Annotated in this window: 17 protein-coding genes; 12 read left to right on the top strand and 5 right to left on the bottom strand. The window is 69.4% G+C overall.

Annotated features, from left to right (window positions below):
* Positions 1 to 272 precede the first annotated feature (272 nt).
* The 3 genes from RKD20_RS01590 to RKD20_RS01580 form a co-directional block, all read right to left on the bottom strand.
* Entirely contained in the window at positions 273 to 866 is a 594-nt protein-coding gene (locus tag RKD20_RS01590) for a hypothetical protein (protein WP_424876019.1), read from the bottom strand.
* Positions 867 to 955: 89 nt separating this feature from the next.
* Entirely contained in the window at positions 956 to 1,357 is a 402-nt protein-coding gene (locus RKD20_RS01585) for a hypothetical protein (protein ID WP_424876018.1), read from the bottom strand.
* On the bottom strand, positions 1,354 to 2,490 hold the full coding sequence (locus tag RKD20_RS01580; RefSeq protein ID WP_424876017.1) for a molybdopterin-dependent oxidoreductase: 1,137 nt from the start codon (positions 2,488 to 2,490) through the stop codon (positions 1,354 to 1,356). The genes RKD20_RS01585 and RKD20_RS01580 overlap by 4 nt, the downstream gene beginning before the upstream one ends.
* A 208-nt stretch (positions 2,491 to 2,698) precedes the next feature.
* On the opposite strand from RKD20_RS01580, the gene RKD20_RS01575 reads away from it, so the two are divergent.
* Both RKD20_RS01575 and RKD20_RS01570 read left to right on the top strand, forming a co-directional pair.
* On the top strand, positions 2,699 to 3,955 hold the full coding sequence (locus tag RKD20_RS01575; protein WP_424876016.1) for a lactonase family protein: 1,257 nt from the start codon (positions 2,699 to 2,701) through the stop codon (positions 3,953 to 3,955).
* A 506-nt stretch (positions 3,956 to 4,461) separates the two neighbouring features.
* The gene (locus RKD20_RS01570; protein WP_424876015.1) at positions 4,462 to 5,568 is read left to right on the top strand and encodes a trypsin-like serine peptidase; all 1,107 of its coding nucleotides are present in this window, start codon (positions 4,462 to 4,464) and stop codon (positions 5,566 to 5,568) included.
* A 312-nt stretch (positions 5,569 to 5,880) separates the two neighbouring features.
* On the opposite strand, the gene RKD20_RS01565 is transcribed toward RKD20_RS01570, so the two are convergent.
* Entirely contained in the window at positions 5,881 to 6,354 is a 474-nt protein-coding gene (locus tag RKD20_RS01565; protein ID WP_424883118.1) for a winged helix-turn-helix transcriptional regulator, read from the bottom strand.
* 162 nt (positions 6,355 to 6,516) lie between these two features.
* Here RKD20_RS01565 and RKD20_RS01560 point away from each other — a divergent pair, with 162 nt between their 5' ends.
* The 5 genes from RKD20_RS01560 to RKD20_RS01540 all read left to right on the top strand — a co-directional run bounded on the left by RKD20_RS01560 (position 6,517) and on the right by RKD20_RS01540 (position 13,759).
* Positions 6,517 to 7,428, top strand: coding sequence for an alpha/beta hydrolase (locus RKD20_RS01560; protein ID WP_424876014.1), 912 nt, complete (start codon positions 6,517 to 6,519; stop codon positions 7,426 to 7,428).
* 75 nt (positions 7,429 to 7,503) lie between these two features.
* Positions 7,504 to 8,517: an NADP-dependent oxidoreductase gene (locus tag RKD20_RS01555; protein ID WP_424876013.1), complete on the top strand. Its 1,014-nt coding sequence runs from the start codon at positions 7,504 to 7,506 to the stop codon at positions 8,515 to 8,517.
* A gap of 574 nt (positions 8,518 to 9,091) precedes the next feature.
* Positions 9,092 to 9,811: a beta-glucanase gene (locus RKD20_RS01550; protein WP_424876012.1), complete on the top strand. Its 720-nt coding sequence runs from the start codon at positions 9,092 to 9,094 to the stop codon at positions 9,809 to 9,811.
* Positions 9,812 to 11,408: 1,597 nt separating this feature from the next.
* Positions 11,409 to 12,839: an endo-1,4-beta-xylanase gene (locus RKD20_RS01545; protein WP_424876011.1), complete on the top strand. Its 1,431-nt coding sequence runs from the start codon at positions 11,409 to 11,411 to the stop codon at positions 12,837 to 12,839.
* Between the two features lie 431 nt (positions 12,840 to 13,270).
* On the top strand, positions 13,271 to 13,759 hold the full coding sequence (locus tag RKD20_RS01540; RefSeq protein ID WP_424876010.1) for a hypothetical protein: 489 nt from the start codon (positions 13,271 to 13,273) through the stop codon (positions 13,757 to 13,759).
* A gap of 35 nt (positions 13,760 to 13,794) precedes the next feature.
* On the opposite strand, the gene RKD20_RS01535 is transcribed toward RKD20_RS01540, so the two are convergent.
* Positions 13,795 to 14,841 carry a LacI family DNA-binding transcriptional regulator gene (locus RKD20_RS01535; protein ID WP_424876009.1) on the bottom strand — a complete coding sequence of 349 codons (1,047 nt, stop codon included), beginning with the start codon at positions 14,839 to 14,841 and terminating at the stop codon, positions 13,795 to 13,797.
* A 99-nt stretch (positions 14,842 to 14,940) separates the two neighbouring features.
* Between RKD20_RS01535 and RKD20_RS01530 the strand changes: the two genes are divergently transcribed.
* From RKD20_RS01530 to RKD20_RS01510, 5 genes are read left to right on the top strand one after another with little or no spacing between them, the layout of a single operon-like run.
* Positions 14,941 to 16,239 (top strand): extracellular solute-binding protein, encoded by a 1,299-nt coding sequence (locus tag RKD20_RS01530; RefSeq protein ID WP_424876008.1) that lies wholly within the window; start codon positions 14,941 to 14,943, stop codon positions 16,237 to 16,239.
* Entirely contained in the window at positions 16,236 to 17,183 is a 948-nt protein-coding gene (locus RKD20_RS01525) for a carbohydrate ABC transporter permease (RefSeq protein WP_424876007.1), read from the top strand. The genes RKD20_RS01530 and RKD20_RS01525 overlap by 4 nt, the downstream gene beginning before the upstream one ends.
* A gap of 26 nt (positions 17,184 to 17,209) precedes the next feature.
* On the top strand, positions 17,210 to 18,076 hold the full coding sequence (locus RKD20_RS01520) for a carbohydrate ABC transporter permease (RefSeq protein ID WP_424876006.1): 867 nt from the start codon (positions 17,210 to 17,212) through the stop codon (positions 18,074 to 18,076).
* Entirely contained in the window at positions 18,076 to 20,163 is a 2,088-nt protein-coding gene (locus tag RKD20_RS01515; protein ID WP_424876005.1) for a DUF2264 domain-containing protein, read from the top strand. The genes RKD20_RS01520 and RKD20_RS01515 overlap by 1 nt, the downstream gene beginning before the upstream one ends.
* Positions 20,160 to 22,814, top strand: coding sequence for a discoidin domain-containing protein (locus tag RKD20_RS01510; protein ID WP_424883117.1), 2,655 nt, complete (start codon positions 20,160 to 20,162; stop codon positions 22,812 to 22,814). The genes RKD20_RS01515 and RKD20_RS01510 overlap by 4 nt, the downstream gene beginning before the upstream one ends.
* The last annotated feature ends 122 nt before the right edge of the window (positions 22,815 to 22,936 follow it).

The following is a 22,936-nucleotide window of genomic DNA, read 5'->3' as shown; positions in this document are numbered from 1 at the left end:
GTCGCCGGATGTCCGGGCCGGCTTCGCCGTGCCCGGTGACGGTCCCACCACTGTGACCGCGTCCGACCACCCGACCTGGAGACTGTCACCGACGGCGGTGCGCAACGTTCCGGGAGGCTGCCGTTCCGAGGGTCACTTGGCCGCTACGGTCTGAGGCGAGAAAGGGCGAGCGCGTCAGCCACGCGCGCTTCGTGACCCGCGCTGTCGGGGCGGTGCAGGTGCGAGTCGATGACGTGCGAGCCGATGAGGCCCCGCACCTCCGGCGACCATGGTCAACGGCCCTCTTCCCGCCGCAAGGTCGCCACCGTCAACAAGGTGAAGGCCACGGCGAATCCGAGCATGGTGAGCACCCCGCGGGGCCAGAAGATGTGGCTGTCGACGAACGACCAGCAGGCGGCGAGCAGCACCACCGCACCCGGCAGCACCCGGACCCCGTGCCGCCGGTACAGCACCGCGCACGTCGCGACGCCGGCCACGGCCAGGGCGTAGACCCCCGTCCGGCCCAGGTCGTCGCCGACCGCGAACAGTCGTCCGGCCGCGCCGTGCACCCCGTGGTCCACCACCGTGCCCGCGGATATCCCCGCGACGGCGTCGAGACCCGAGTAGTACGCCGCGTAGCCGAGGCATCCCGCCCAGGCGAGCACCGTCAGGGCTCCCTCGGCGTCGCGGCGCGGCCTGCCCCACAACGGGACGATCAGACCGAGCACCAGGAAGGGGAACACCGGCAGCAGAGCGATGTGCAGCCCGGCCCAGGCACCGGCCGTCGCCGCCGTCAGGTGCCGGGGATGGACCAGACCGGCAACAGCCAGCAACAGAGGGGCCGCCGTCACCAGCGCTGTCGTACGCAGAGCACGCAAGGATCGCATCCCGTCACCGTAGGAGGCCGCGCCGGCTCCGCCGTACCCCTGCGTGGGACACGTAAGACACCGGTAATACCGGTGCGGCCGCCGTCTTCTCAGGACGGTGACCGCCGACGGCGGGTGAGGGCCCGGACGGCCGGCACGAGCGCCGTCACCGTGGCCACGACCGCCAGCGCGATCAGCCAGTTGCGCGGATAGTCCAAAGGGAGCACCGAGGCGTTCGCGCGCCGCCCCGGCCGCAACAGCACCGGCAAAGCCACCACGGTCAACGCGCCCATGACCACCAGCGCCCCACGCACCGGACCGCGCGCCCGGCCGCGCACGAGCACCAGCCCGGCCAGCAGCACCAGCGGTGCGAGCAGCACGTCGTGCAGGGCGACCGCCCCGCCCAGCCAGACCAGAACACCGGCCGGGTCACGGACGTCCGTCAGCAGCGACGCACCGAAGCCCATGAACGCGACCCCCACCGCGCCGACGAGAACACGCGTCATCTTCACGACAGCACCTCCAGCCGTCCCACCCATTTGGTCTGCAGTACGCCGGGCCGGTTCGGGGCGATGAGCCGCGCCGGATAACCGTGGTCGGGGTCGAGCTCCTCCCCGTTGAGGCGGAGTGCGAGCAGGGTCAGCGGGTCGCGGGCGTGTGCACGCCCCAGCTCCGAAACCCGGTAGCCGCCGCGCAGTTGCAGCGACACCACCCTCACCCGCGCGTCCGCCGGCGCCCCCGACCGCTCCAGCAGATCCACCACCCGTACGCCCGTCCAGTGCGCCGACCTGCTCCAGCCCTCCACACAGGCGATCGGCAGTTCCACCTCGTGCTGCGGCAGGGTGCGCAGCTCGTCCAACGTGAGGGTGTACGGCCGCGGACCGGCCACCACCAGGCGGTACTGCTCGTCGGCGACCCGGCCGACCCCGGCCGCCACGGCGGTCCGGTTGACGGGCAGGGACTGCGGGCCGTGGTCGGGATGGCGCGGCGCGAACAGGATGAGGTCCTTCAGCGGGGTCACGGACTGACCCACCGTGGTGAGGGTGACGGCTCCGACGGCCGCGCCCACCGCCGTCAGCAACGACCGCCGGTCGGCGCCGTCCTGGGCCGGCAGGGCGAGCGTCCCGGGGGACCGCCGGCTCCAATGCGCCCGGATCTCCGGGGCCTTGACCGCGATGTGCACCACCAGGGCCCCCGTCACCAGCCACGCCACCGCGTAGTGCACCGGCACGAACGAGAACGGCCACGGGTACCACTGGGCCGTGTTCAGCAGCCCGGTCGCCAGCTCGAAGACGGCCCCGGCCACCAGAACCGCGACCGACAGCCGTTCCAGCGCGTGCCGCGCCGACCGCAGGGGCGGCCACTCGAACAACCGTGGATACACCGTCCACAACTTGGCGAGCAGAAGCGGAACCGCCGCGATCCCGGAAGCGACGTGCAGGCCCTGGGTGACCCGGTAACCCCACGACGGGCGACTCGGGATGTGGTCGGCCAGCCAGTTGGGCGGATGCTGCATGAAGTGGCTGACGAGGCCGGTGACGAAGCACAGGGCGAACGCCGGCCCCAGCCAGCGGCCGATCGAGGTCGCCGTGCGGGCGTCATGCAACCTGCCCCTGAACACCGGCGGAGAGACATGCAGTTTCATGCCCCGATCCCACTCGGTTCCCGCCCGTTCCGGTACGTCCGGGCGCCTTACGGAACAGTGACGGCCCCTGATCGCCCGGCGAACTGCTTACGAGAGTCTGACGCGCCCCTCATTCCCCTCTCATCCCCCTGCCACCACCGACCACTCTTGTCCCGTCCGCGACCACAAGCGGACGCACGAACCCCACGAGGAATCGAAGGAGCGGGACATGAGCATGTACGGCGAGCGAAGTGAAGACCGTCCGAGCCGCCAGAGGGACGGAGGACGTCGCGGTCACCGGGCCAAGTCCAGGCGGCGGCGCATCGTGATCGGCGGCAGCGCCCTCGCCACCGTGGCGGCGGCCACCGTGGCCGTGTCCCTGGCCTCGGCGAGCCAGTACGGGGCGTCCGGAGCCGCAGCCGACCATGCCGTGTTCGTGCAGGGCAACGAGCTGAACGGCAACACCGTCCACGTCTTCGCACGGGACGACCAGGGCAAGCTGAAACCCGCCGGCAGCTACGCCACGGGCGGCAAGGGCGGCGACCAGGTCGACGCGCCCACCGACTCCCTCGCCTCCCAGGGCTCCCTGGTCTACGACGACGCCTCCGGCATGCTGCTGGCGGTCAACGCGGGCAGCGGCACGCTGACCTCCTTCCGCGTCGAGGGAACGAAACTGAAGCACCGTCAAGTTATCGACACCGGCGGCGAGTTCCCGTCCAGCATCGCGGTGCGCGGCAAGATCGCGTACGTCATGAACGCGGGCGGCAAGGGCAGCGTCCAGGGCTTCCGGATCACCGGAAAGGGGCTCGTGCCGATGCGAGGGTCCCTCCGGTCCCTGGGGCTGGCCAACGAGGACGTACCGCGGTTCGACACCTCGCCCGGCGAGGTCGAGATAACCCCGGACGGGCGCAACGTGGTGGTCACCACCAAGGGGAGCAACACCGTCGAGGTCTTCCCGCTGAAGAAGAACGGCCTGCCCGCCGTCGCCGAGCCGGTCGTCAACAAGTCCGCCGGCAACGTGCCGTTCGCGATCAGCTTCGACAGGACCGGCAACCGGATGCTGGTCGCCGAGGCCGCGAAGTCCACGGTGACCGTCTACCAGGTCCACCACAACGGCAAGTTGAAGGTCCTCCAGCAGCCGCTCGCCAACGGCCAGGAGGTCCTGTGCTGGCTGGAGCGCGCGGGCGACTTCTTCTACGGCGGCAACACCGGCAACTCCACCGTCGCCGGGTACCGCATGGACAAGCACGGACGCCTCGCCCTGACCAACGAGGTCGGCCTCGCCACCCCGCCCTCCTCGAAATCGCAGGGCGTGATCGACATCGCCGTGACCAAGGACGCCAAGTTCGTCTACGTCCAGAACGCCACCTCCGGAACGATCGACGGTTTCCGCGTCGAGAAGAACGGCTCCCTCACCAAGGTCACCACCGCCGCCGGCCTGCCCGCGTTCGCCGAGTCCGGCATGGAGGGGATCGCCGCGATGTGAATGGGGCGGTGTCGGTCGGCACCGCGGGTGGACCCCGAGAAGCCCGCCGTATTCACCGGTCCGAAGAAATCCGCGGCCGGCTCCAGCACTTCGAACGCGCCCCGCCCACCGGCACGAAGGCGTACGAGGTCCCTGCCGGTGAGGCCGAGCCCCGCCTGACCGCGTCGGCCGGGCGGACCGCCAAGGCACCGACGGGCCTCGGCAGTCGGGTCACGGCCGGTCGGGCGGTCACCTTCCCCGGTGACCGCCCGGGAGCGCGACAAGGAGCAGAACGGCGAGTCACCGCCAGGACGAGTCACTGCCAGTACAGGCGTCGGACGACGGCGGCAGGACCCGGAAGAGGACCGACGCCAGAAGCAGCAACATCAGCGTCGAGAACCCGGCGAATGGTGGCCAACGGGTCGTGGGAAGCCAGCGACGGCAAGGTCATGTTCGCGATGAGCTGCAGACACCGCCTGCACAACTTTCTGACCGCCTCCTGACATGGCGCACCTAGTGTCTCGCGCATGCATACCCCTTCTCACCGCCCGTGCGGTCATCGGATCCGCACCCGTAGGTCCCTCCGCCACGCGATCGGCGCCACGGTCGCAGCGTCGGCGGCCGTAGTCGCACTGGTCGCGCCGGCCGTGGCCGCCGATGCCGTGCAGCGGAACCGGTCGACCGGCGGGAGCGGCGCCGTGGAACCGGCCACCACCACCCACGCCGGCGCCACGACCGCACAGGAGCGCAACCGGATCAACGCGTACTGGACCCCCGAGCGGATGAAGCTGGCAGGAGCTCTGGTTCCCGAGATCACCCCCGTGCCCCAGGACGACAACACGCCGGACGACCCCCGGCCCCTTCCCACGAACACGCCGGACTCCGGGGCCGTATGGACGCACAACGGGGCGGTGGAGAAGAACGTCGGCCGCCTCTTCTTCACCTTCTCCGACGGCTACGACGGCAGTTGCACCGCGACAGTCGTCACCAGCGCCAACCGCAGTACCGTCGTCACGGCGGCACACTGCCTGCGGGGTGTCGGATCGCCTTCCGCCGACGACACCTGGAACCACAACTTCTACTTCGTGCCCGGCTATCGCAACGGAACGAAGCCCCTCGGCGGCTTCACCGTCAGGACCATGGCCACCTCTTCCCGTTGGAACACCGATCCGGACACCACGGCGTCGTCGGACATCGCCGTGGCCGGGTACGACACGGCATTCCTGGTGGCGAATCCCGCTGCGGGAGGGCGCCCCGTCGCAGACGTCACCGGGAGCCAGCGGATCGGCTTCAGCCAGCCGGTCGAAGGCGAGTTTGTCCACGCCTTCGGATACCCGAACTACGGACTCAACGATCCCGGTGACAAGTACGTCGGATCACGCGTGATCCACTGCGCCGGTACGACCCACCCCGGCCCCGTGGCGCCCCTGCTGTGGGGCGAGACCTGCGACATGTCGCCCGGGTCGAGCGGTGGCCCTCACCTGACCCACTTCGACACCCGCACCGGTACTGGCACCGTCGTGGGCGTCACCACCACCGACGAGGAACTCGCGGGCGGACAGGCCCCCATGCTCTACGCCACGCGCTTCGGTGACAGCGCTCACCATCTCTACGACTGGGCGCAGTCGCGCTAAGCCTGGCTCACCCCAGTTCCTGCTGCGTCGCAAACCCCCCGACTCGGCAGAGGTGCGCGAGGTGCAGCGTGCCCGAGCCGGGGCAGTCCACGCACACCTTCTCTCGACCGGCGGTGTCTCGAAACGGTCCGAAGCAGCTGTGGCGGCGTGTCGGTGCCCCGGCCGTGAGCCCCGTGCAGCAACCCGCGGGTCATGACACCACCGGCACCGCCCCGGGTGGACGAAGGACCGCCGGGCAGCTGCTGTGCGCCGGTGAGCACCGCTAGCCCGCTTGGGTACCTAGCCCTGACGCTGCGGCAGTTGGCCTAGATCTCACTGCGCGGGTTTCATGCGGAACCCGGGCCCGGGGATGCTTTCGATGTCGTCGGCCTGGACGGGGTGGCCTTCTGAGCAGTGGATCTGGGCCTGGACGTGCCCGCCGCATCCGCGGTGCCGTGCCTCGACAGCCGGGCCTTCCGGATCGGCCCGGTAGCGGTCGCCCCACTGCAGGAGCCCCATCACGGCCGGCACCAGGTCCATGCCCTTGGGCGTGATCACGTACTTGGGCCGGCTGCGCGCGCCGGGTTCCTTGTAGGTCTCGGCGGCCAGGATCCCCTCCTTCACCAGCAGGCGAAGCCGCGTGGCGAGGAGGTTGCGGGGGCAGCCCAGGACCCGTTCGAAGTCGCTGAAGCGGGAGGAGCCGTACCAGACCTCGCGCAGGATGAGGATCGTCCACTTCTCGCCCACGATCTCCAGGGTCCGCGCGATCGAGCAGTTCGACGTGTCGCGGTCGAGGCGGGGGTCCAGGCCGGTGTCTGCCAGTGCATCGCTCAACGCATCCATGCAGTGATACTAACCGCATCTGAGTTTACTTTTCTATACTCAGACTCTAGTGTCGTCATCATCAGCACGCCACCATCAGCCACATCCGGCCCTCCCGGCCCGCCTAACAACTTACGGAGTGCCACCATGGCAGTCAGCCAGCAGGCGCACGAGTTCGCGGAGTTCCTCGCCGGCGTCAGCGCCAAGTCGGCCACGCCCGGTCTCGACCTGGCCGTGATCCGCGACATCGTCGACTCGAACCACAAGGCGTCCACGGAGCCGGAAGGCGTCACCTACGCCGAGGTCGACGCAGGCGGTGTGCCCGCCCTGTGGGCCATCCCCGACGGCGCCGACCCCGACAAGGCACTGCTCCACTTCCACTTCGGCGGCTCGGTCACCGCCTCGATGCACTCCGACCGCAAGGCCGCCGGCCACATCGCCAAGGCGGCCGGGGTCCGCTCCCTCGTCGTCGACTTCCGCCTCGCCCCCGAGCACCCTTACCCCGCGCAGCTCGACGACGCCGAGACCGCCTACCGGTGGCTGCTCTCCCAGGGCTACGAGCCCCGCAACATCGGCAGCACCGGCCACTCCATCGGTGGCACCCTCGCCGTCATGCTGCCGCTGCGCCTCCTCGCCAAGGGCGAGGCCACCCCCGGCGCGATCATCAGCGTCTCGCCATGGACCGACCTCACCCTCCAGAACCCGTCGGTCGACGAGAACGAGCACCACGACAAGATGCTCAGCCGGGCCACACTCGAACTGTTCCGCAGCGCCTGGCTGCAGGAACCCGGCGTCGACTTCGACGACCCCCGCATCAGCATCGCCGGCGCAGACCTCACCGGCCTGCCGCCCACCGCCGTCCACTACGGCCGGTTCGAGACCCTCGCCGACGACGGCGCCGCACTCGGCCGCCGACTCGCGGACTTCAAGGTCACCTCCGAAGTCCACGCCATGCCTGAGGGGCAGCACTCCTTCATCCTGGGTGCGGGGCGCGTGCCCGAGGTGGACCAGGCGATACAGCAGATGGGTCAGTGGCTCAGCCGGCACCTCGGCAACTGAACGCACCCGCTGCCCGCACCAACGCACCCACCGTGAAGAAACCCCTCAAGAAGATCACGCAGAAGGCTGACTGACATGAAGGCATTCGTCGTCGAGAAGTACGGCAAGGACGGCGCACGCGCCGCAGAGGTACCCGAGCCCGTCGTCGGGGACCGTGAGGTGCTGGTCAAAGTGAGCGCCGGCAGTGTCAACCCGCTGGACAAGATGGTCCGCAACGGGGAGTTCAAGCAGCTCCTGAAGTACAAGACGCCGTTCGTCCTGGGCCACGACGTGGCCGGCGTCGTCACGCGGGTCGGCTCAGCCGTACGCGGCTTCAAAGCCGGCGACGAGGTCTATGCCCGTCCGCGCGACCTGCGGATCGGCGCCTTCGCCGAGTACATCGCGATCGATCAGGACGACGTCGCACCCAAACCGGCCTCGCTGACCCTCCAGGAGGCGGCCGCGGTGCCGCTGGTGGCCCTGGCCGCCTGGCAGGTTCTCGTCGACCGTGCCCATGTGCAGCCCGGGCAGAAGGTGCTCATCCACGCCGGTGCCGGCGGCCTCGGATCCACGGTCATCCAACTCGCCAAGCACCTCGGCGCCACCGTGGCGACGACCGCCCGCACCGACTCCGAGGAGCTGGTCAGGAGCCTCGGCGCCGACGTCGTAGTCGACTACACCAAGGAGGACTTCTCGAAGGTGCTCTCCGGCTACGACCTGGTGCTGGACTCCGTGGGCGGGACGAACCTGGAGAAGTCGCTGACCGTCCTGAAGCCCGGCGGCCTGGCCGTCAGCGTCGTCGGCCCGCCGGACGCCGGTTTCGCCAAGCAGCTCGGCGCCCCCTCGTTCATGGGCTTGGTGATGAGCACCCTCAGCCGCAAGGTCCGCAAGCGGGCCAAGTCCCTGGGCGTCCGCTACCAGTTCTTCTTCATGCGGGCCAACGGCTCACAACTGCGCAAGCTCGCCGCTCTCTACGACAGCGGGAAGCTCCGACCTGTCATCGATCGCACCTTCCCGTTCGACCGGACGCTTGAGGCGATGGCGTACGTCGAGCAGGGCCGCACCAAGGCCGGCAAGGTCGTGGTGTCGATGGGGCCCGGCAACGACTGAGTGTGCCGCCATTCCGCACAGCGGCCGAACCGCTGCCCGTACGGCATGAGTTGGCAGACAGGTGTTCGCCGCGGCGATCGGCCTGTACCGGGCCGTCTCCGATGACCAGAGGGCGACGGTCGAGGCGGGCAAGCGGTTGGGGCGCATCATCCGCGGCCACCTCGGCGAGGCCCCCCTCACGGCGTCGTCGACTACATCGGCAAGGCCGCCTTCGGGCTGATCGGCGCGAGGTTCCCGATCGCAAGGTCCGCACCTGTCGCGTGGCTGCCGCGCCTGACCCGTGCGTCGGCCACCGGAACGGCAGCTGAACGCCGGCAACAACCCCTGCTTGAGGACCTCGGGCGCGGGCGTCCTCCCTCGTCTGAGTCCCGTCCGTCGCCACCGGCACCGTCCGGCAATGAGACCCGCGCAGGCGCGCAGCGGAGGGCGCTGGATTTGAGCCGCCGACTCGAACAGCGGCTCGTCACCCGGGAGGCTGAATTGCACGTCGAGTGCGGGCGGATGGCGCATGAGGGCGGACGGGTCAGGAGATGCAACGGGAGCGGGGGTGTTCCTGACAGCAAGGAGAGCGCATGTGAGTTCCGTCGTGTTCAGCGCCGATTTCTCCTCGGAACGCCAGTGGGTCGCGGGCCGGTCCTGGGCCTATCCGGACGGAGGGCCCACCAACCAGGACGACAACAAACTCGATCACCTCACGCCGGACCCCGCCTACTCCCGGCTGGGGACGTTCAGGGCCCGGCGCAGGGCGGACGGCTTGTGGGACGCCGGTCTGCTGACCACCGAGGGCAGCGCCGAGGGATTCATGGTGCGCACCGGGGATCACCTGGAGACCACGGTACGGCTGCCTACCGAGCTGGGTGCCTGGCCTGCCGTCTGGACCTGGCGGGACGGCGGCAACGAGGTCGACGTCTTTGAGTACCACCCCGACAACCCTGACCTTCTGGAGCTGACCAACCATGTACGCAGGGTCCAGAGGTATGTCCGTCACGACGTGGTGCGTCCGGGGGCCGTCCTCGATCTGGGAGTGACCTTCGGCCGGCGCAGTGTGGTGTGGACCCTCGACGGCGAGCGGATCTTCGCCGACGGACGGGGCGTGGGCTCCGGCTGGCAGGCCTACCTCATCGTCAACCTGTCGGTGTGCGCGGGCCGTTACCATCCCGCCCCTGAACCCGAGACTGCCGAGATGTCCTACGAGGTGCGCCGTCTCGTGGTCACCAGGCCGATCGGGGGTTATCCGTCGGACGTCCCGTCCGAGGTGGACCGGCCCGTGGACGGCCCAGCAGAGGAAGCCTGACCCGGATCACGCCCAGATGGTCAAGGCTTCCGAGTCCCTGAGCACTAAACGATCAATTCCAGGAGGTGCCTGCGGAGGGCGTGGGGGTGGGCGGTCAGGCGTCGAGGATCCGCCGACCGGCCACCTCTCCGGCGTGGGCCGGCGGTTTACGCCTCGGCGGAGCTCGCGTGCTCTTGGTGCTCGTTGGAAATCACGGTGCGGAGACGTGTGCCGCGTCCGTTCGGTTCCTGGTCGCATCCGACCGTCGTCACAGCCTTGAAGACCCGGCAAGCCACTAGCCCAGGCCACCCGGTAGGCGCGGAGAACGGGAGGTTGGAGCCGAGGTGGTGCGACGCCCAGTTTCCTGGGACGTCGCCGTCCTGGCAGGCTGGCGACGATCTCGGGGATGTGGGTACGTACGGATGTGAGCCAATAGGGGACCGGCTGCACCATGACCGACCGCCCCCGCGCCGCGACCCACCGCTCACGCGGGTCCTCTCGACGATAGGTCAACTGGGCAGGCGGCGCCCGGCGAAGGCCACACTGATGAGGAGGGCCCGTCCGCTCTGGCGTGCAGCTGGCCGAGATGGTGGGCGAAACCCTCAACTGCCGTCCCGGAAACCTCTGGTGATGCGGCTGTGGACCACGACGAATACCGCCGGCTCCTACGGCGGCGCGGGATGCGCCCCCGCGATCGCCCAGCGATCCGAAACGACGCGACGACCATCTGCTCGATCCCGCGCCCGCACGTACAGAGGCTTTGTGAGAGCCAGCAAACGTATCCGAGGGCCTCCTTGGGGTGGGGCGGGGTGGGGCGGCGCGAGGGTGGCGTTGGCGAGCTGTGGAACGGCCGAGCCAAGCAGGGAGGGCTTCTCGAAACATTCGAGAAGTTCATGGATCCTTCGACGCACAAGCTAGGAAGGTGGGGTCCCTCGGTCAAGGGGTCGCAATTCTGCCTGCAAACGGTTCTCCTCTTTGGGGTGTGGCCGGCTGTCACATCGATCGGCAGCGCCCGGGAAGGAAGCGGTATCTCCGCTATGGCCCAAGGGGCTTGAGCAGGGCTGGATAGGCGAGGTGGCGGCGTTCGCGCGCTTGCCCTGGTCGCTGGATTGGGCCTTGCGGTGTCTGTCGGCGGTGGCGCCGGGGGGCCCGTTGTCCGGCCTGACGCGTCTTCGAATGTTTCGAACAGGAGGATGAAAGTTTCTCCGTCGAATCCATTGACGATCCACCGTCAATGCATCAATCATCCCTCAACGAGAGCCGACCGCGGTCCGAAATTTCGAACCGCATTGGCCGTGCGCGAACTGTGCTGCACCACGGCGCCACGCACAACTGCACGGCATATCCACGCACCACAGCACCTGCGCCACCCCGTTTCGTTCCGGTGAGGTCCGCACCGGCGCAGCTGGCTCTTCGTGCAGTTGGAGGAGGTACGCGACGCCGAGTGACGGCCCCGGCTGAGCCGCGATGGAGTACCCCCGTGCCCATGTCCGTGCCAAAGCGTTCCGTGCCGCCCAGGTTCCGGCCGGCCCCGTCCGTCCATCCGCCGAGGGGGAGCGGTCCACCCTTTCCCCCTGCGCTTCAGTCATTCCGTGATGTCTGTTTTGGAGGCACAGCCATGGGTTTGTTTGCCCTTCCCGGACATGGTGTCCGCTGGAGAATCCGCAGTCTGCTGCTTGCGGTGCTCGTCGGCGTCGTCAGCGCAGTCGCCGCACTGGTTACGCCGCCCACCGCGCACGCTGCCGAGAGCACCCTCGGCGCAGCGGCGGCGCAGAGCGGCCGCTACTTCGGCACCGCCATCGCGTCGGGCAGGCTGGGCGATTCGGCCTACACCGGGATCGCGGGACGTGAGTTCAACATGGTGACGCCCGAGAACGAGATGAAGATAGACGCCACCGAGCCGCAGCGGGGCCAGTTCAACTTCAGTGCCGGTGACCGTGTCTACAACTGGGCCGTGCAGAACGGCAAGCAGGTCCGCGGACACACCCTGGCCTGGCACTCTCAGCAGCCCGGCTGGATGCAGAGCCTCAGCGGCAGCACACTCCGCCAGGCGATGATCGACCACATCAACGGCGTGATGAGCCACTACAAGGGCAAGATCGCCCAGTGGGACGTCGTGAACGAGGCGTTCGCCGACGGTAGTTCGGGCGCTCGGCGGGACTCCAATCTGCAACGCACCGGCAATGACTGGATCGAGGTCGCCTTCCGCACCGCGCGCGCCGCCGACCCGGCGGCGAAGCTCTGCTACAACGACTACAACGTCGAGGACTGGACCTGGGCCAAGACCCAGGCCATGTACTCCATGGTCCGAGACTTCAAGCAGCGCGGCGTGCCGATCGACTGCGTCGGCTTCCAGTCGCACTTCAACAGTGGCAGCCCCTACAACAGCAACTTCCGCACCACCCTGCAGAACTTCGCCGCCCTCGGCGTCGACGTGGCCATCACCGAACTCGACATCCAGGGCGCCCCGGCCTCGACGTACGCCAACGTGACCAACGACTGTCTGGCCGTCTCGCGCTGCCTCGGCATCACCGTCTGGGGTGTGCGCGACACCGACTCCTGGCGATCGGACCAGACGCCGCTGCTGTTCAACGGCGACGGCAGCAAGAAGCCCGCCTACACCGCCGTCCTCAACGCACTCAACGGTGGCACGACCACGCCTCCTGCGGATGGCGGACAGATCAAGGGCGTCGGTTCGGGCCGCTGCCTTGACGTTCCCAACTCCAGCACCACCGACGGCACCCAGCTCCAGCTGTGGGACTGCCACAACGGCACCAACCAGCAGTGGACGTACACCGCCGCCGGCGAGCTCAAGGTCTACGGCAACAAGTGCCTGGACGCCGCCGGCACCGGCAGCGGCACCAAAGTCCAGATCTACAGCTGCTGGGGCGGCGACAACCAGAAATGGCGCCTCAACTCCGACGGGTCGATCGTCGGCGTCCAGTCAGGCCTCTGCCTCGACGCCGTCGGAAGCAGCACCGCCAACGGCACCCTGATCCAGCTCTATTCCTGCTCGAACGGCAGCAACCAACACTGGACCCGCACCTGATGAGCCCTGCGACAAGCGGAAGGGTGGATCGATGACGGCCTGACGTGAGGCTTTCGTCGTTCCTTCAGGAAGACATGGCAGGTCGTCCCGGGTCACCGTCGTGCTGGCGGCGACCCGGGCGACCGGCATGGTTGCCGCCAACGGCAGGGCACCGAACGCCTCTCGGCAGGGCACCGAACGCCTCTGGCCCGTGCACCGCGGCCGCCGTCAGCGAAGTCATGCCCGAGTCGAAGCCGAGGTTCTGCGCCGGCTACTCCCACCGGAGCGCAGCACGCACGTACGGGATCCCGCCCAGCACCCCCGCTGGGGCCACCGCTCGCGACCCGGATACCGAAAGAAACTGCTCGCGCTGCGGCAGTAGCGGATTGGCCCGGGACACGGCCAACGGTTCGGATACCGTCCGAGCGAGAGGTCTTCACCCGGGGGATGGAATGAACGCAGAGACCGTCACCGCGATATGCGCGGTCGTGATCGCCGTCGCGTCGCTGGTCGTCTCGGTCTACCAGACGCACGCCACGCGGCAACACAACCGCCACTCGGTGCGCCCGGTACTCCAACTCCATCGTGGCTGGCCGGTGGGAGGCAGGGCAGGGATCCGCCTCGTCAACTCCGGCCTTGGGCCGGCGATCATCGTCGAGACCACGCTCACCGTCGATGACGAAGTGATCGGCGCCTGGGACGCACCGAGTGCCGACCGTGTCCGCGACCGCTTGTCGGTGCGCCCGTCCGCTGTGACCTTCAACCGCGGCGAGGTCATCGCCACCGACTACGAGCGGTACTTGTTGAGTGTCGCGAGCTACGACCCTCAGGACCACACCGAAGTCGAGAACCTGATCAATCGGCGGCTCACACTCACCATCCATTACGAGTCCCTGTACGGCGGAGAGAACTACACAGCCGTACTGCGCCCCATCCCGTGACCGAGGCCGCCGAGTCAGTGGTGTCATCGGCGAGCTCAGCGTGGGGGAGGACCGCTGCTCTCCCGCACCACCAGTTGGGTCGCCACCTCCACCCGTGTCGTTTCCGGCTGTTCCCCGGCAAGGAGCCTGAGCACCATCCGGGCCGCGAGCGCGGTCATGTCGGCCAGGGGAGTGCGGATCGTCGTCAGTCGCGGGGTCACCCAGTCCGCGAAGGGCAGGTCGTCGAAGCCGACCACACTGACGTCTGAAGGGATGCGCAGGCCCAGTTCGGCCGCGGCCCGGTACGTGCCCAGCGCCTGGTGGTCGCTGCCCGCGAAGACGGCGGTCGGGCGCTCGGGCAGGCTCAGGATCTCCAGGGCGTGCTGATGGGCGAGGCCGTGGGTGAAGTCGCCGTAGCGCACCAGATCCGGGTCGAAGGGCAGGCCCGCCTCCGCCAGTGCCGAGCGGTAGCCGTCGACCCGGGCCCGTGAGGTGAGCCGGCGCTCCGGGCCGCTGATGATCGCGATCCGCCGGTGTCCCAGTTCGAGGAGGTGGCGGGTCGCGGCCAGGCCTCCGGGCCAGTTGGTCGCGCCCACCCACGGTGTGCCGGGCGGGGGTTCGTCGATCGGTGCCACCAGCGCGTACGGGATGCCGAGCCGACCCAGCTCCTCCTGCTGCTCGGGTGTCAGTTCGGGCACCACCAGGATCGCTCCGCGCGTGGAGCGGGTGGCCAGCGAGTCCAGCCACTGGCGGGCGCGCCTGGTCCGGCCATGGGTGGAGGAGACCACCAGGCCCATGCCCGCGTCGTGCAGCACGTCCTCCGCGCCCCTGATGAGCTCGACCGCCCAGGGGCTGTCCAGCTCGTTGATGACGAAGTCGATCAGCCCGCCGGGCGGGGCCGCGGTGGCCGCCGGACGGTGTTTCGCCAGGTAGCCGTGCTGCTCAAGCAGTCGCTGCACCTTGGCCCGCGTCTCCGCCGATACATCGGATCTATGGTGCAACACCTTGGAGACGGTGGACACCGATACGCCCGCCTGCTCAGCTATTTCGGCCAGAGTGCGCGGTCTTCTCTGATCGGATCCTGTCCGAACCGTTGACGTCATCGGATGTATCTCCTACGTTTCCGGGCGGTCGGCACATTGCGAAAACTATCGCAATCCGTGTCCTGCGAGTAAGGCTCCTCGGCGCAAAGGTGGGACTCGATGAAGAGATGGCACGCCGTTTCCCTGGCCGCGGCCGTGGCTCTGGTGCTCTCCGGCTGCGGGGGGACCGGAGGTGGCGGCAGCAGCTCGGGCGGTGGGAAGGGTGAGTTACTGGTCTGGGTGGACAACACCCGCATGCCCGCGGCCCAGCAGTACAAGAAGGCCCACCCCGACCTGAAGATGCGCATCGTCACCATCCCGCCGGACGCGGGCTACGTCCCCACCAAGATCTCGCTCGCCAACCGGACCAAGAGCGGCTGGCCCGATGTCGTCTTCCTCACCAACCCGGCCGAAGCGGCGACGCTGACCAGCCAGAAGTTCGGCTTCGCGGCCCCGCTCGACGACCTCGTACCGGTATCGGTCCGCGACGGGTTCGCCCCCGGCGCCCTGGACACCTGCACCTTCGACGGCAAGACGTACTGCCTGCGCAACGACATCGCCCCCACCGTGCTCTGGTACGACGCGACGCTGATGAACAGGTACGGCTACCAGGTCCCCAAGACCTGGGCGGAGTACCAGCGGACCGGGCTGAAGGCGGCCAAGGAGCACCCGGGCGTCATCGTCGGGGCGGTCAACGGCAAGTACGGCGCCGGTGCCTACTTCGGCAGCAGCGGTTGCCCCACCCGCGACACGCTCAGTCTCACCAAGGTCCACATCGACCTCTCGCAGCCGGACTGCACCCGGGTCACCGACCTGCTCCAGCCCCTGGCCGAGAAGAAGGCCATCACCACCGTCGGACCCATCGATCCCGCGTTCTCCAAGTTCGGCAAGGGCGACAAGATCCTGATGCTGCCGGGTCCCGCCTGGTTCGGCGACTTCATGTTCGCCCCCGCCTTCAAGGTGCCCGAGGGGCGAATCGCGGCCGCTGCCATGCCCACCTGGCCCGGCGAGTCGAAACCGTATGCCGGACAGGTCGGCGGCGGCGCCTTCCTCGTCTCCGCGCACGCCGGCGACCGGACCAAGGACGCGACGGACCTGGTGCGCTGGATGACCACAGACATCGGCCTCCAGGCCAAGCAGCCCACCTACCCCGCCTTCACGGCAGCCGCGAAGAAGTGGGGCGAGGCCAAGTCGAAGGACCCGTACTACGCCTCCGACCCGATGCCCGCCCTCACCGCGGCGGCAGGCGCGCTGCGCCCGGGATTCGGCGCGGTCCGCTACGAAGCCGACTGGCAGACCAGCTTCAACGACACCCTGGGCAAGGCGGTGGACTCCGGCGGCAACCTGCGTACAGCGCTGGCTGGTTGGCAGGACAAGCTGGAGGCCGCGGCCAGGACCAGCGGGTACACCGTCGGATGAAGACGCTGACGACCCCCCGTCCGCCCACGGTCAGGGCCGTGCCCCCGGCGCGGCTCCGCCGCGGGCGCCGCCCCGCCCGTGCCGCCGTCGTCTGGATCCTCGTCGGCCCCTACGCCCTGTTCCTCGCGGTGTTCGGACTGGCACCCGCCGGATACGCCCTGTGGACCTCCTTCGTCCACGACGGCTCCTTCTCGGGCGCCCGCAACTGGTCGGCCGTCTTCGACGACTACCGGCTCGGTGACGCGGCCACGCATGTGACGACGTATCTGCTGCTGTGGCTGCCGATCCTGCTGCTGACCGTCCTGTCGCTCGCCTTCACCCTTCACGCCCGTCCCGGCCGCACGACGCGCGCCCTCCAGCTCGTCTACTACCTGCCCGGCGCGGTCACCGGTTCGGCCGCCGCCCTGCTGTGGCTGTTCATGATCAGCCCGGACAGCAGCCCTTTCTCACCCCTGCTCAAGCTGATGGACATCGAGAGCGCCACGGACGCGCTGTCCGGGGGCAGCCTGATCGCCCTGCTGACCGTCATGGGTGTCGCGGTGCACGCCGGCGGCTGGATCGTCGTCCTGTACGGCGCGCTCAACGCCCTCCCCAAGGACGTACTGGAGGCCGCGCAGGTCGACGGCGCCTCGGCCTGGCGGACCATGTGGCACGTCAAGCTCCCGATGGTCCGCACGTACGTCGCCTTCGTGCTGATCTCCAGCTTCGCCTCCGGCAGCCAGGTCTTCGTCGAACCGACCGTGCTGACCACCGCGGCCCCCGGCCAGATCAGCCCCACCTGGTCCGTCAACCAGCTCGCCTACGTCTACGCCACCCAGGACGGCGACTTCGGCAAGGCCGCCGGGCTCTCCCTGGCCATGCTCGCGATCGGGCTGCTGGCCGCCTGGATCGTGATCACCCGCACCCGCATGTACGCAACGAACTCCACGGCTCCCGGTGAGTGAGGCGATGACCGTTCATGAGTGAGGCGATGACCGCTGTGTCGCGCGGCGCCCGCGCCCTGTTCCTGCTCGGCGCGGCCGCCTTCTTCGGACTGCCCCTGCTGTGGCTGCTGCTCGCTCCCACGCGCACGGCCGACGACCTGACCACCGGCTCGCCGCTCGACTTCGGCTCGCTGGGCCAGGTCGGCGAGGCCTGGTCGCACCTGACGTCGTACAACGACGGCGAGATCACCCTGTGGATCGGCAACTCCGTCATCTACGCGGCGTCCAGTGTGGCGCTCGCCCTGCTGCTCTGTGTGCCCGCGGGCTATGTGCTCGCCAAACGCGACTTCGCAGGCCGCCGTGTGCTGCTCACCCTCTCGGTGGTGACGATGATCATGCCCCCGGCGGCGCTGGTCCTGCCGCTCTACCTGGAGATGTCGGCCCTCGGCCTCACCGGCACGGTCTGGTCGGTGATCCTTCCGCTGTCCTTCTACCCCTTCGGCGTCTACCTCGCCTTCCTGCACTTCCAGGCGAACCTGCCCGACAGCCTGCTGGACGCCGCACGCGTGGACGGGGCGAGCGAGCTGCGCCTCTTCTGGTCGGTCGCGCTGCCCCTGGCCCGGCCGGCGATCGCGCTGATCGCCTTCTTCGGCTTCGTCCGCTGCTGGACCGACTTCTTCCTGCCCTTCGTAATGCTCTCCGACGACCGCACCTTCACCCTCCAGCTTGGTCTGATGTCCCTGCTGCAGTCCACGGGCGCGGTCAACAACTCCAGCGGCTTCGCCGACCTGGACATCCACCAGCCGGAGGCGGCACTGGCCGGACTCGTGGCGTGCGCGCCGCTGCTGATCGGATTCATCCTCGCCCAGCGCTTCCTGCGGACCGGGCTGCTGGCCGGGGCGGAGAAAGGCTGATGGATCCCCTGACCGAAGCAGACGCGTACACGGAACTCGCCGCGCAGGTACGGGATTTGGTGCGACCTCTCATCCCGCACTTCAGCGTCGGCCGAGCTCGCGTACGACTCGGCGTGAACACCGCCATCCACGACGACACCGCGGCCGAACTGGAGGCGTTCGCCCGGCCGTTGTGGGGCCTGGCCCCACTCGCGGCAGGCGGGAATGCCGTACCGGACGGGGAACTATGGGCCCGGGGCCTCGCGCACGGCAGCGACCCCGCGCACCCCGAGTACTGGGGCGAGCCGGGCGACCGCGACCAGCGCATCGTGGAGATGGCAGCGATCGGATTCGCGCTGGCGCTCGCCCCCGAGCAGTGGTGGGACCCGCTGAGCGGCCGCGAACGGGACCGGCTCGCCCGGTGGTTGCGCAGCGCGCTGCCCCGCGAGACCCCCGACAACAACTGGCACTTCTTCCCCGTGCTGGTCAGCCTCGGTCTCGACCGGGTCCAAGCGTCCTACGACCACTCGCTGATCACCGCACGCCTCGAACGCCTGCACTCGTTCTGGCTCGGCGACGGCTGGTACGCCGACGGCCCCACCGAGCGACGCGACTACTACGTGCCCTGGGCGATGCACTTCTACGGGCTGCTGTACGAAACGCTCACCGGAGGTGACCGCTTCAAGGAGCGGGCCGCAGGCTTCGCCGGCGACTTCGTGCACTGGTTCGCGGACGACGGCGCCGCCGTCCCGTACGGCCGCAGCCTCACCTACCGCTGGGCCCAGGCCGCCTTCTGGGGCGCGCTGCCCTTCGCGGGAGTCGACCTGCTGCCCTGGGGTGTCGTCAAGGGATATCTGCTGCGCCATCTGCGTTGGTGGCGCGACCGGTCCGTGACCGGACCGGACGGGCTGCTGTCCATCGGCTACGGCTATCCGCAGCCCGCCCTCGCCGAGCAGTACAACGCGCCGGGTTCGCCGTACTGGTCACTGAAGGCGTTCCAGCCCCTCGCGCTGCCCAGGGACCACGCGTTCTGGACGGCGGCCGAGGAGCCCCCGCCCGCGTCGCCCGCCGTCAGTACCCAGCCGCACGCGGGGGCGGTGCTGATGCGCGCGTCCGGTGACGTCACCCTGCTCGCCGGCCGCCAGCACCATCCCTGGGTGCGGCACGGGGCCGAGAAGTACGCCAAGTTCGCCTACTCGACCCGCTTCGGCTTCAGTCTCCCAGGCGGCACGCTCGGCCTGGAACAGGGCGCTCACGACTCCATGCTGGCACTGAGCGACGACGGGGGAGCGCATTACCGGGTGCGCGAGGAGCCCGTCGCCCCGCAGACCACCGCCGACACGATCGGCAGCACCTGGCGACCCTGGCCCGACGTCGAGATCACCACCTGGCTTACGGCCGCCCCGCCCTGGCACCTGCGCACCCACCGCATCCGCACCGGCCGCACGCTGCACACCGCCGAGGGCGCCTTCGCCGTCGACCGGGACGCCGGCACGGAACCCGAGACGGGGCCCGGCCACGCCAAGGTGTCGGCCCCGGCCGGACTCACCGGCCTCCGCGACCTGGACGGCCTGCGCGAGGGCGAGGTCGTCGACTGCCTGCCCGGCACGAACGTCCTGGCCCGGCGCACCGCGCTGCCCATGCTGACCGGACACCTCCCGCCGGGCGAGCACTGGTTGCGCTGCGCCGTGCTGGGCGCGCCCGCGGGACCCGAGGCCGAGACGGCCTGGCGGCAACCCCCGACAGCCCCGGCGCTTTCGGCGCCCTCGACGCCTGCGGGACCCGGGGCGCTTTCCGTTTCTGCTCCCTTGACGTCTGCGGGGTCCGGGTCGCTGTGCGCATCCCCGGCAGCTCCCTCGACGTCTGCGGCACCCGGGGCACTTTCCCCACCCCCGACGGATCCCTCGACGCCTCCGACACCCCGGTCGCGCTCCGCACCCCCGGTGCCGTCGGCATCCCGGACGTCCTCGGCATCCCCCACGCCTTCGTCGCCCCCGGCACCCTCGTCACGCCTGACGCCCTCGTCACCCCCGGCGGCTTCGAGGCCCCCGGCACCTCCAAGACCCCCAACACCTCCGGCACCCCCGACGACTGGAGACGGGACATGAGACTCAGACACCTGTCCGCACTGGCCGCCGTGACCGCGCTGCTGACCTTCCCGGTCCAGGCGCAGGCGGCGCAGCCAGGCCACACGTACCACGTCGCCCCCCAGGGCAACGACCACGCGCACGGCACGCAGGCGAGCCCGCTGCGTACGATCGGCGCCTGCCTCGAACGCGTACGCCCCGGCGACACCTGCCTGATCCACCGCGGCACCTACCGCGAACAGCTCACCCCGCCCTCCGGCGACGAGGGCGCCCCGATCACCCTCGCGGCCTACGGCGACGGCCCGGTGACTGTCGACGGGACAGAGCGGGTGACCGGCTGGAAGGACGTCGGAGACGGACTGATCTCCGCTGACACCGACCTGCCGCCCGACCCCGACTTCAACGCGGTGTTCCTCGACAACTCCCGTGCGGCAGAGGGCCGTTGGCCCAACTCGGGACCCGATCCGCTGAACACCACCTGGGCCGAGGCCGATACCACCTCCACCGATCAGCACATCGACGACACCGACCTGCCCGACGCCGACTGGACCGGCGCCACCGTGCACCTGTGGGCCGGCTCCAACCCCTGGGCCCAGCAGACCGGCACGGTCACCGCCACCGCACCGGGTCAAATGGACTTCAAGGGCGGCAACTACCGCTGCCCTCCGCTGTGCATGGGCAACCAGACCTACCGCAACTACTACCTCGTCGGGTCGAAGGCCGCCCTCGACCAGCCGGGGGAGTGGTACTACGACGAGACCGCGCACCGGCTCTACCTGGTGCCCCCGAAGGGCGGGATCGCCGGTCACACGGTGACCGCCAAGCACCGGTTGTGGGGCGTGGACCTGAGCCACAGCTCGTACGTCACCGTGCGCGGCCTGAACCTGCGGGGCACCTCCCTGCGAACGGGCCCTTCAAGCAAGGGAGTTGTGGTCGATCGGCTGCACGCCACGTACATCTCCGAGTTCTCCACCCTGCCCATGCCGCCGGACAGTGATCTCGCGATCCCGCCGTTCGAGGGGCACATCGTCGCCTCCCGCATCCTCGACTCGGGCGTCCAGATCCTCGGCACCGGCAACACCCTCAAGGACAGCGAGATCAGCCAGTCGGCCGGAAACGGCGTCCTCGTCCGCGGCACCGGCAACACCGTCACCGACAACTACATCCACGACGTCGGCTGGATGGGCAGCTACACCCCCGGCATCGAGATCAACGGCAACGGCCACACGGTCACCCACAACACGATCCGGCGCACCGGGCGAGCGGCCATCGACACCGCCTGGCAGCTCAACGGCACCGAGTTCCACGACAACCGCATCGCCTACAACGACATCTCCGAAGCGATGCGCACCTCCCGCGACGGCTCCCCCTTCTACGTCTGCTGCAGCCTGAACGCCTCCGGCACCTCCATCGACCACAACACGGCGCACGACGCCGACGGCCAGAACGGCTACTACGTCGACAACTACTCCGGGCACTTCCGGCTGCACCACAACGTCGCCTGGAACACCGGCAGCCGGGGCGTCTTCTTCAACGGCCACACCGGTCCCAGCATCGCCAACGAGGACCACAACTCCAGTTACGGCGTGGGCATCAACGTCGCCTCGTCCGCCCTCGGCGGCGCCACCGACGCGTCCGGCTCCTACCTCAGCAACATCATCGGACCCAAGCCGGTCACCGCGACACAGACCGGCAACCCACTGCCCGTCGTCCGCTCCAACCTGATCAGCGACAAGCCCGGCTACACGGACGCCCTCAACGGCGAACTGTGGCTGACACCCGGCTCACCCGCCATCGACGCGGGCGAAACGATCGACGGCATCACCACCGACGTCCAGGGCACGGCTCCCGACCAGGGCGCCTACGAGTACGGCGCGCCCGTCTGGTCGACCGGCTGCGATCTGCCGGGCTGCCGACTGCGAGTGCGGCACGGCAACTGGACGGCCACGGCGAGCGACGGCACCAACGCGTCCGCCGTCACCGACGGAGACATCAACACCCGCTGGACGGGCGCGGCTCCCCAAGCCGCGGGCCGGTACCTGACCGTCGACCTGGGTGAGAGCAAGACCTTCGGCCGGCTCTCCCTCGACGCGGGCCGCGACACAAGCGGCCAGCCGTACGGCTTCTCGGTCTCCGTCAGCCGCGACGGAACGCACTGGGGCGAACCGCTCGACCGGGTCTCCGGCCGCTCCTTCACCCAGGACGCGGTGTTCCCCCGGCAGACCACCGTGCGCTACGTGCGGATCACCCTCACCGCGAGCGGACCGGTGCCCTGGGTCGTCAACGACATCCGGCTGTACGGCGACGCGCCCGACGCCGCCTCGACCCTCCAGGCCGAACAGGCGACCTCCGCACGAGGAGTACAGCGCGGTACGGCAGCCACCGGCGTCCTCGGCTCCGGCGACTGGGTGGGCTTCCGTACGGCGAACCTTCACGGAAAGCACCTCACCGTGCGCCTCAACTCCACCTGCGCCCAGGGCTGCTCGCTCCAACTGCGCCTGGGCACACCGGACGGTCCGGTGGCCGCGGTAGTGCCCGTCACGGGCACCGGCACCTGGCAGGAGCAGACCGTGACCCTGAGGCGCGAGGTCACCGGCACCCACGGCCTCTACCTGGTGGCGAAGGGCACGGGCCGGGTCTCCGCACTCGACTGGCTGACCATCAGACCCTGATCCCCGCCTACCGGTCGGGCAGTGGGACACGGAACTCCGCTGCCCGGCCCCCGCCGAATCCGAGTCCACAACCAGAAACCAGAAATGGGAGGCAGTCAGGTGACCGCGCCAACAGGGGACGG

It is taken from the genome of Streptomyces sp. SLBN-8D4 (genome assembly GCF_049739545.1).
In the GTDB taxonomy this organism is placed as follows: domain Bacteria; phylum Actinomycetota; class Actinomycetes; order Streptomycetales; family Streptomycetaceae; genus Streptomyces; species Streptomyces canus_C.
The sequence above is the reverse complement of the archived record's forward strand: the minus strand, read 5'-3'. Positions and strand labels throughout refer to the sequence as shown.

Coding starts and splice junctions, on each gene's coding strand:
- RKD20_RS01555 (WP_424876013.1), top strand. CDS start 7,504: ATGAAGGCATTCGTCGTCGAGAAGTACGGCAAGGACGGCGCACGCGCC.
- RKD20_RS01520 (WP_424876006.1), top strand. CDS start 17,210: ATGACCGCTGTGTCGCGCGGCGCCCGCGCCCTGTTCCTGCTCGGCGCG.
- RKD20_RS01525 (WP_424876007.1), top strand. CDS start 16,236: ATGAAGACGCTGACGACCCCCCGTCCGCCCACGGTCAGGGCCGTGCCC.
- RKD20_RS01575 (WP_424876016.1), top strand. CDS start 2,699: ATGAGCATGTACGGCGAGCGAAGTGAAGACCGTCCGAGCCGCCAGAGG.
- RKD20_RS01580 (WP_424876017.1), bottom strand. CDS start 2,490: ATGAAACTGCATGTCTCTCCGCCGGTGTTCAGGGGCAGGTTGCATGAC.
- RKD20_RS01535 (WP_424876009.1), bottom strand. CDS start 14,841: ATGACGTCAACGGTTCGGACAGGATCCGATCAGAGAAGACCGCGCACT.
- RKD20_RS01510 (WP_424883117.1), top strand. CDS start 20,160: ATGAGACTCAGACACCTGTCCGCACTGGCCGCCGTGACCGCGCTGCTG.
- RKD20_RS01530 (WP_424876008.1), top strand. CDS start 14,941: ATGAAGAGATGGCACGCCGTTTCCCTGGCCGCGGCCGTGGCTCTGGTG.
- RKD20_RS01560 (WP_424876014.1), top strand. CDS start 6,517: ATGGCAGTCAGCCAGCAGGCGCACGAGTTCGCGGAGTTCCTCGCCGGC.
- RKD20_RS01515 (WP_424876005.1), top strand. CDS start 18,076: ATGGATCCCCTGACCGAAGCAGACGCGTACACGGAACTCGCCGCGCAG.
- RKD20_RS01570 (WP_424876015.1), top strand. CDS start 4,462: ATGCATACCCCTTCTCACCGCCCGTGCGGTCATCGGATCCGCACCCGT.
- RKD20_RS01545 (WP_424876011.1), top strand. CDS start 11,409: ATGGGTTTGTTTGCCCTTCCCGGACATGGTGTCCGCTGGAGAATCCGC.
- RKD20_RS01590 (WP_424876019.1), bottom strand. CDS start 866: ATGCGATCCTTGCGTGCTCTGCGTACGACAGCGCTGGTGACGGCGGCC.
- RKD20_RS01540 (WP_424876010.1), top strand. CDS start 13,271: ATGAACGCAGAGACCGTCACCGCGATATGCGCGGTCGTGATCGCCGTC.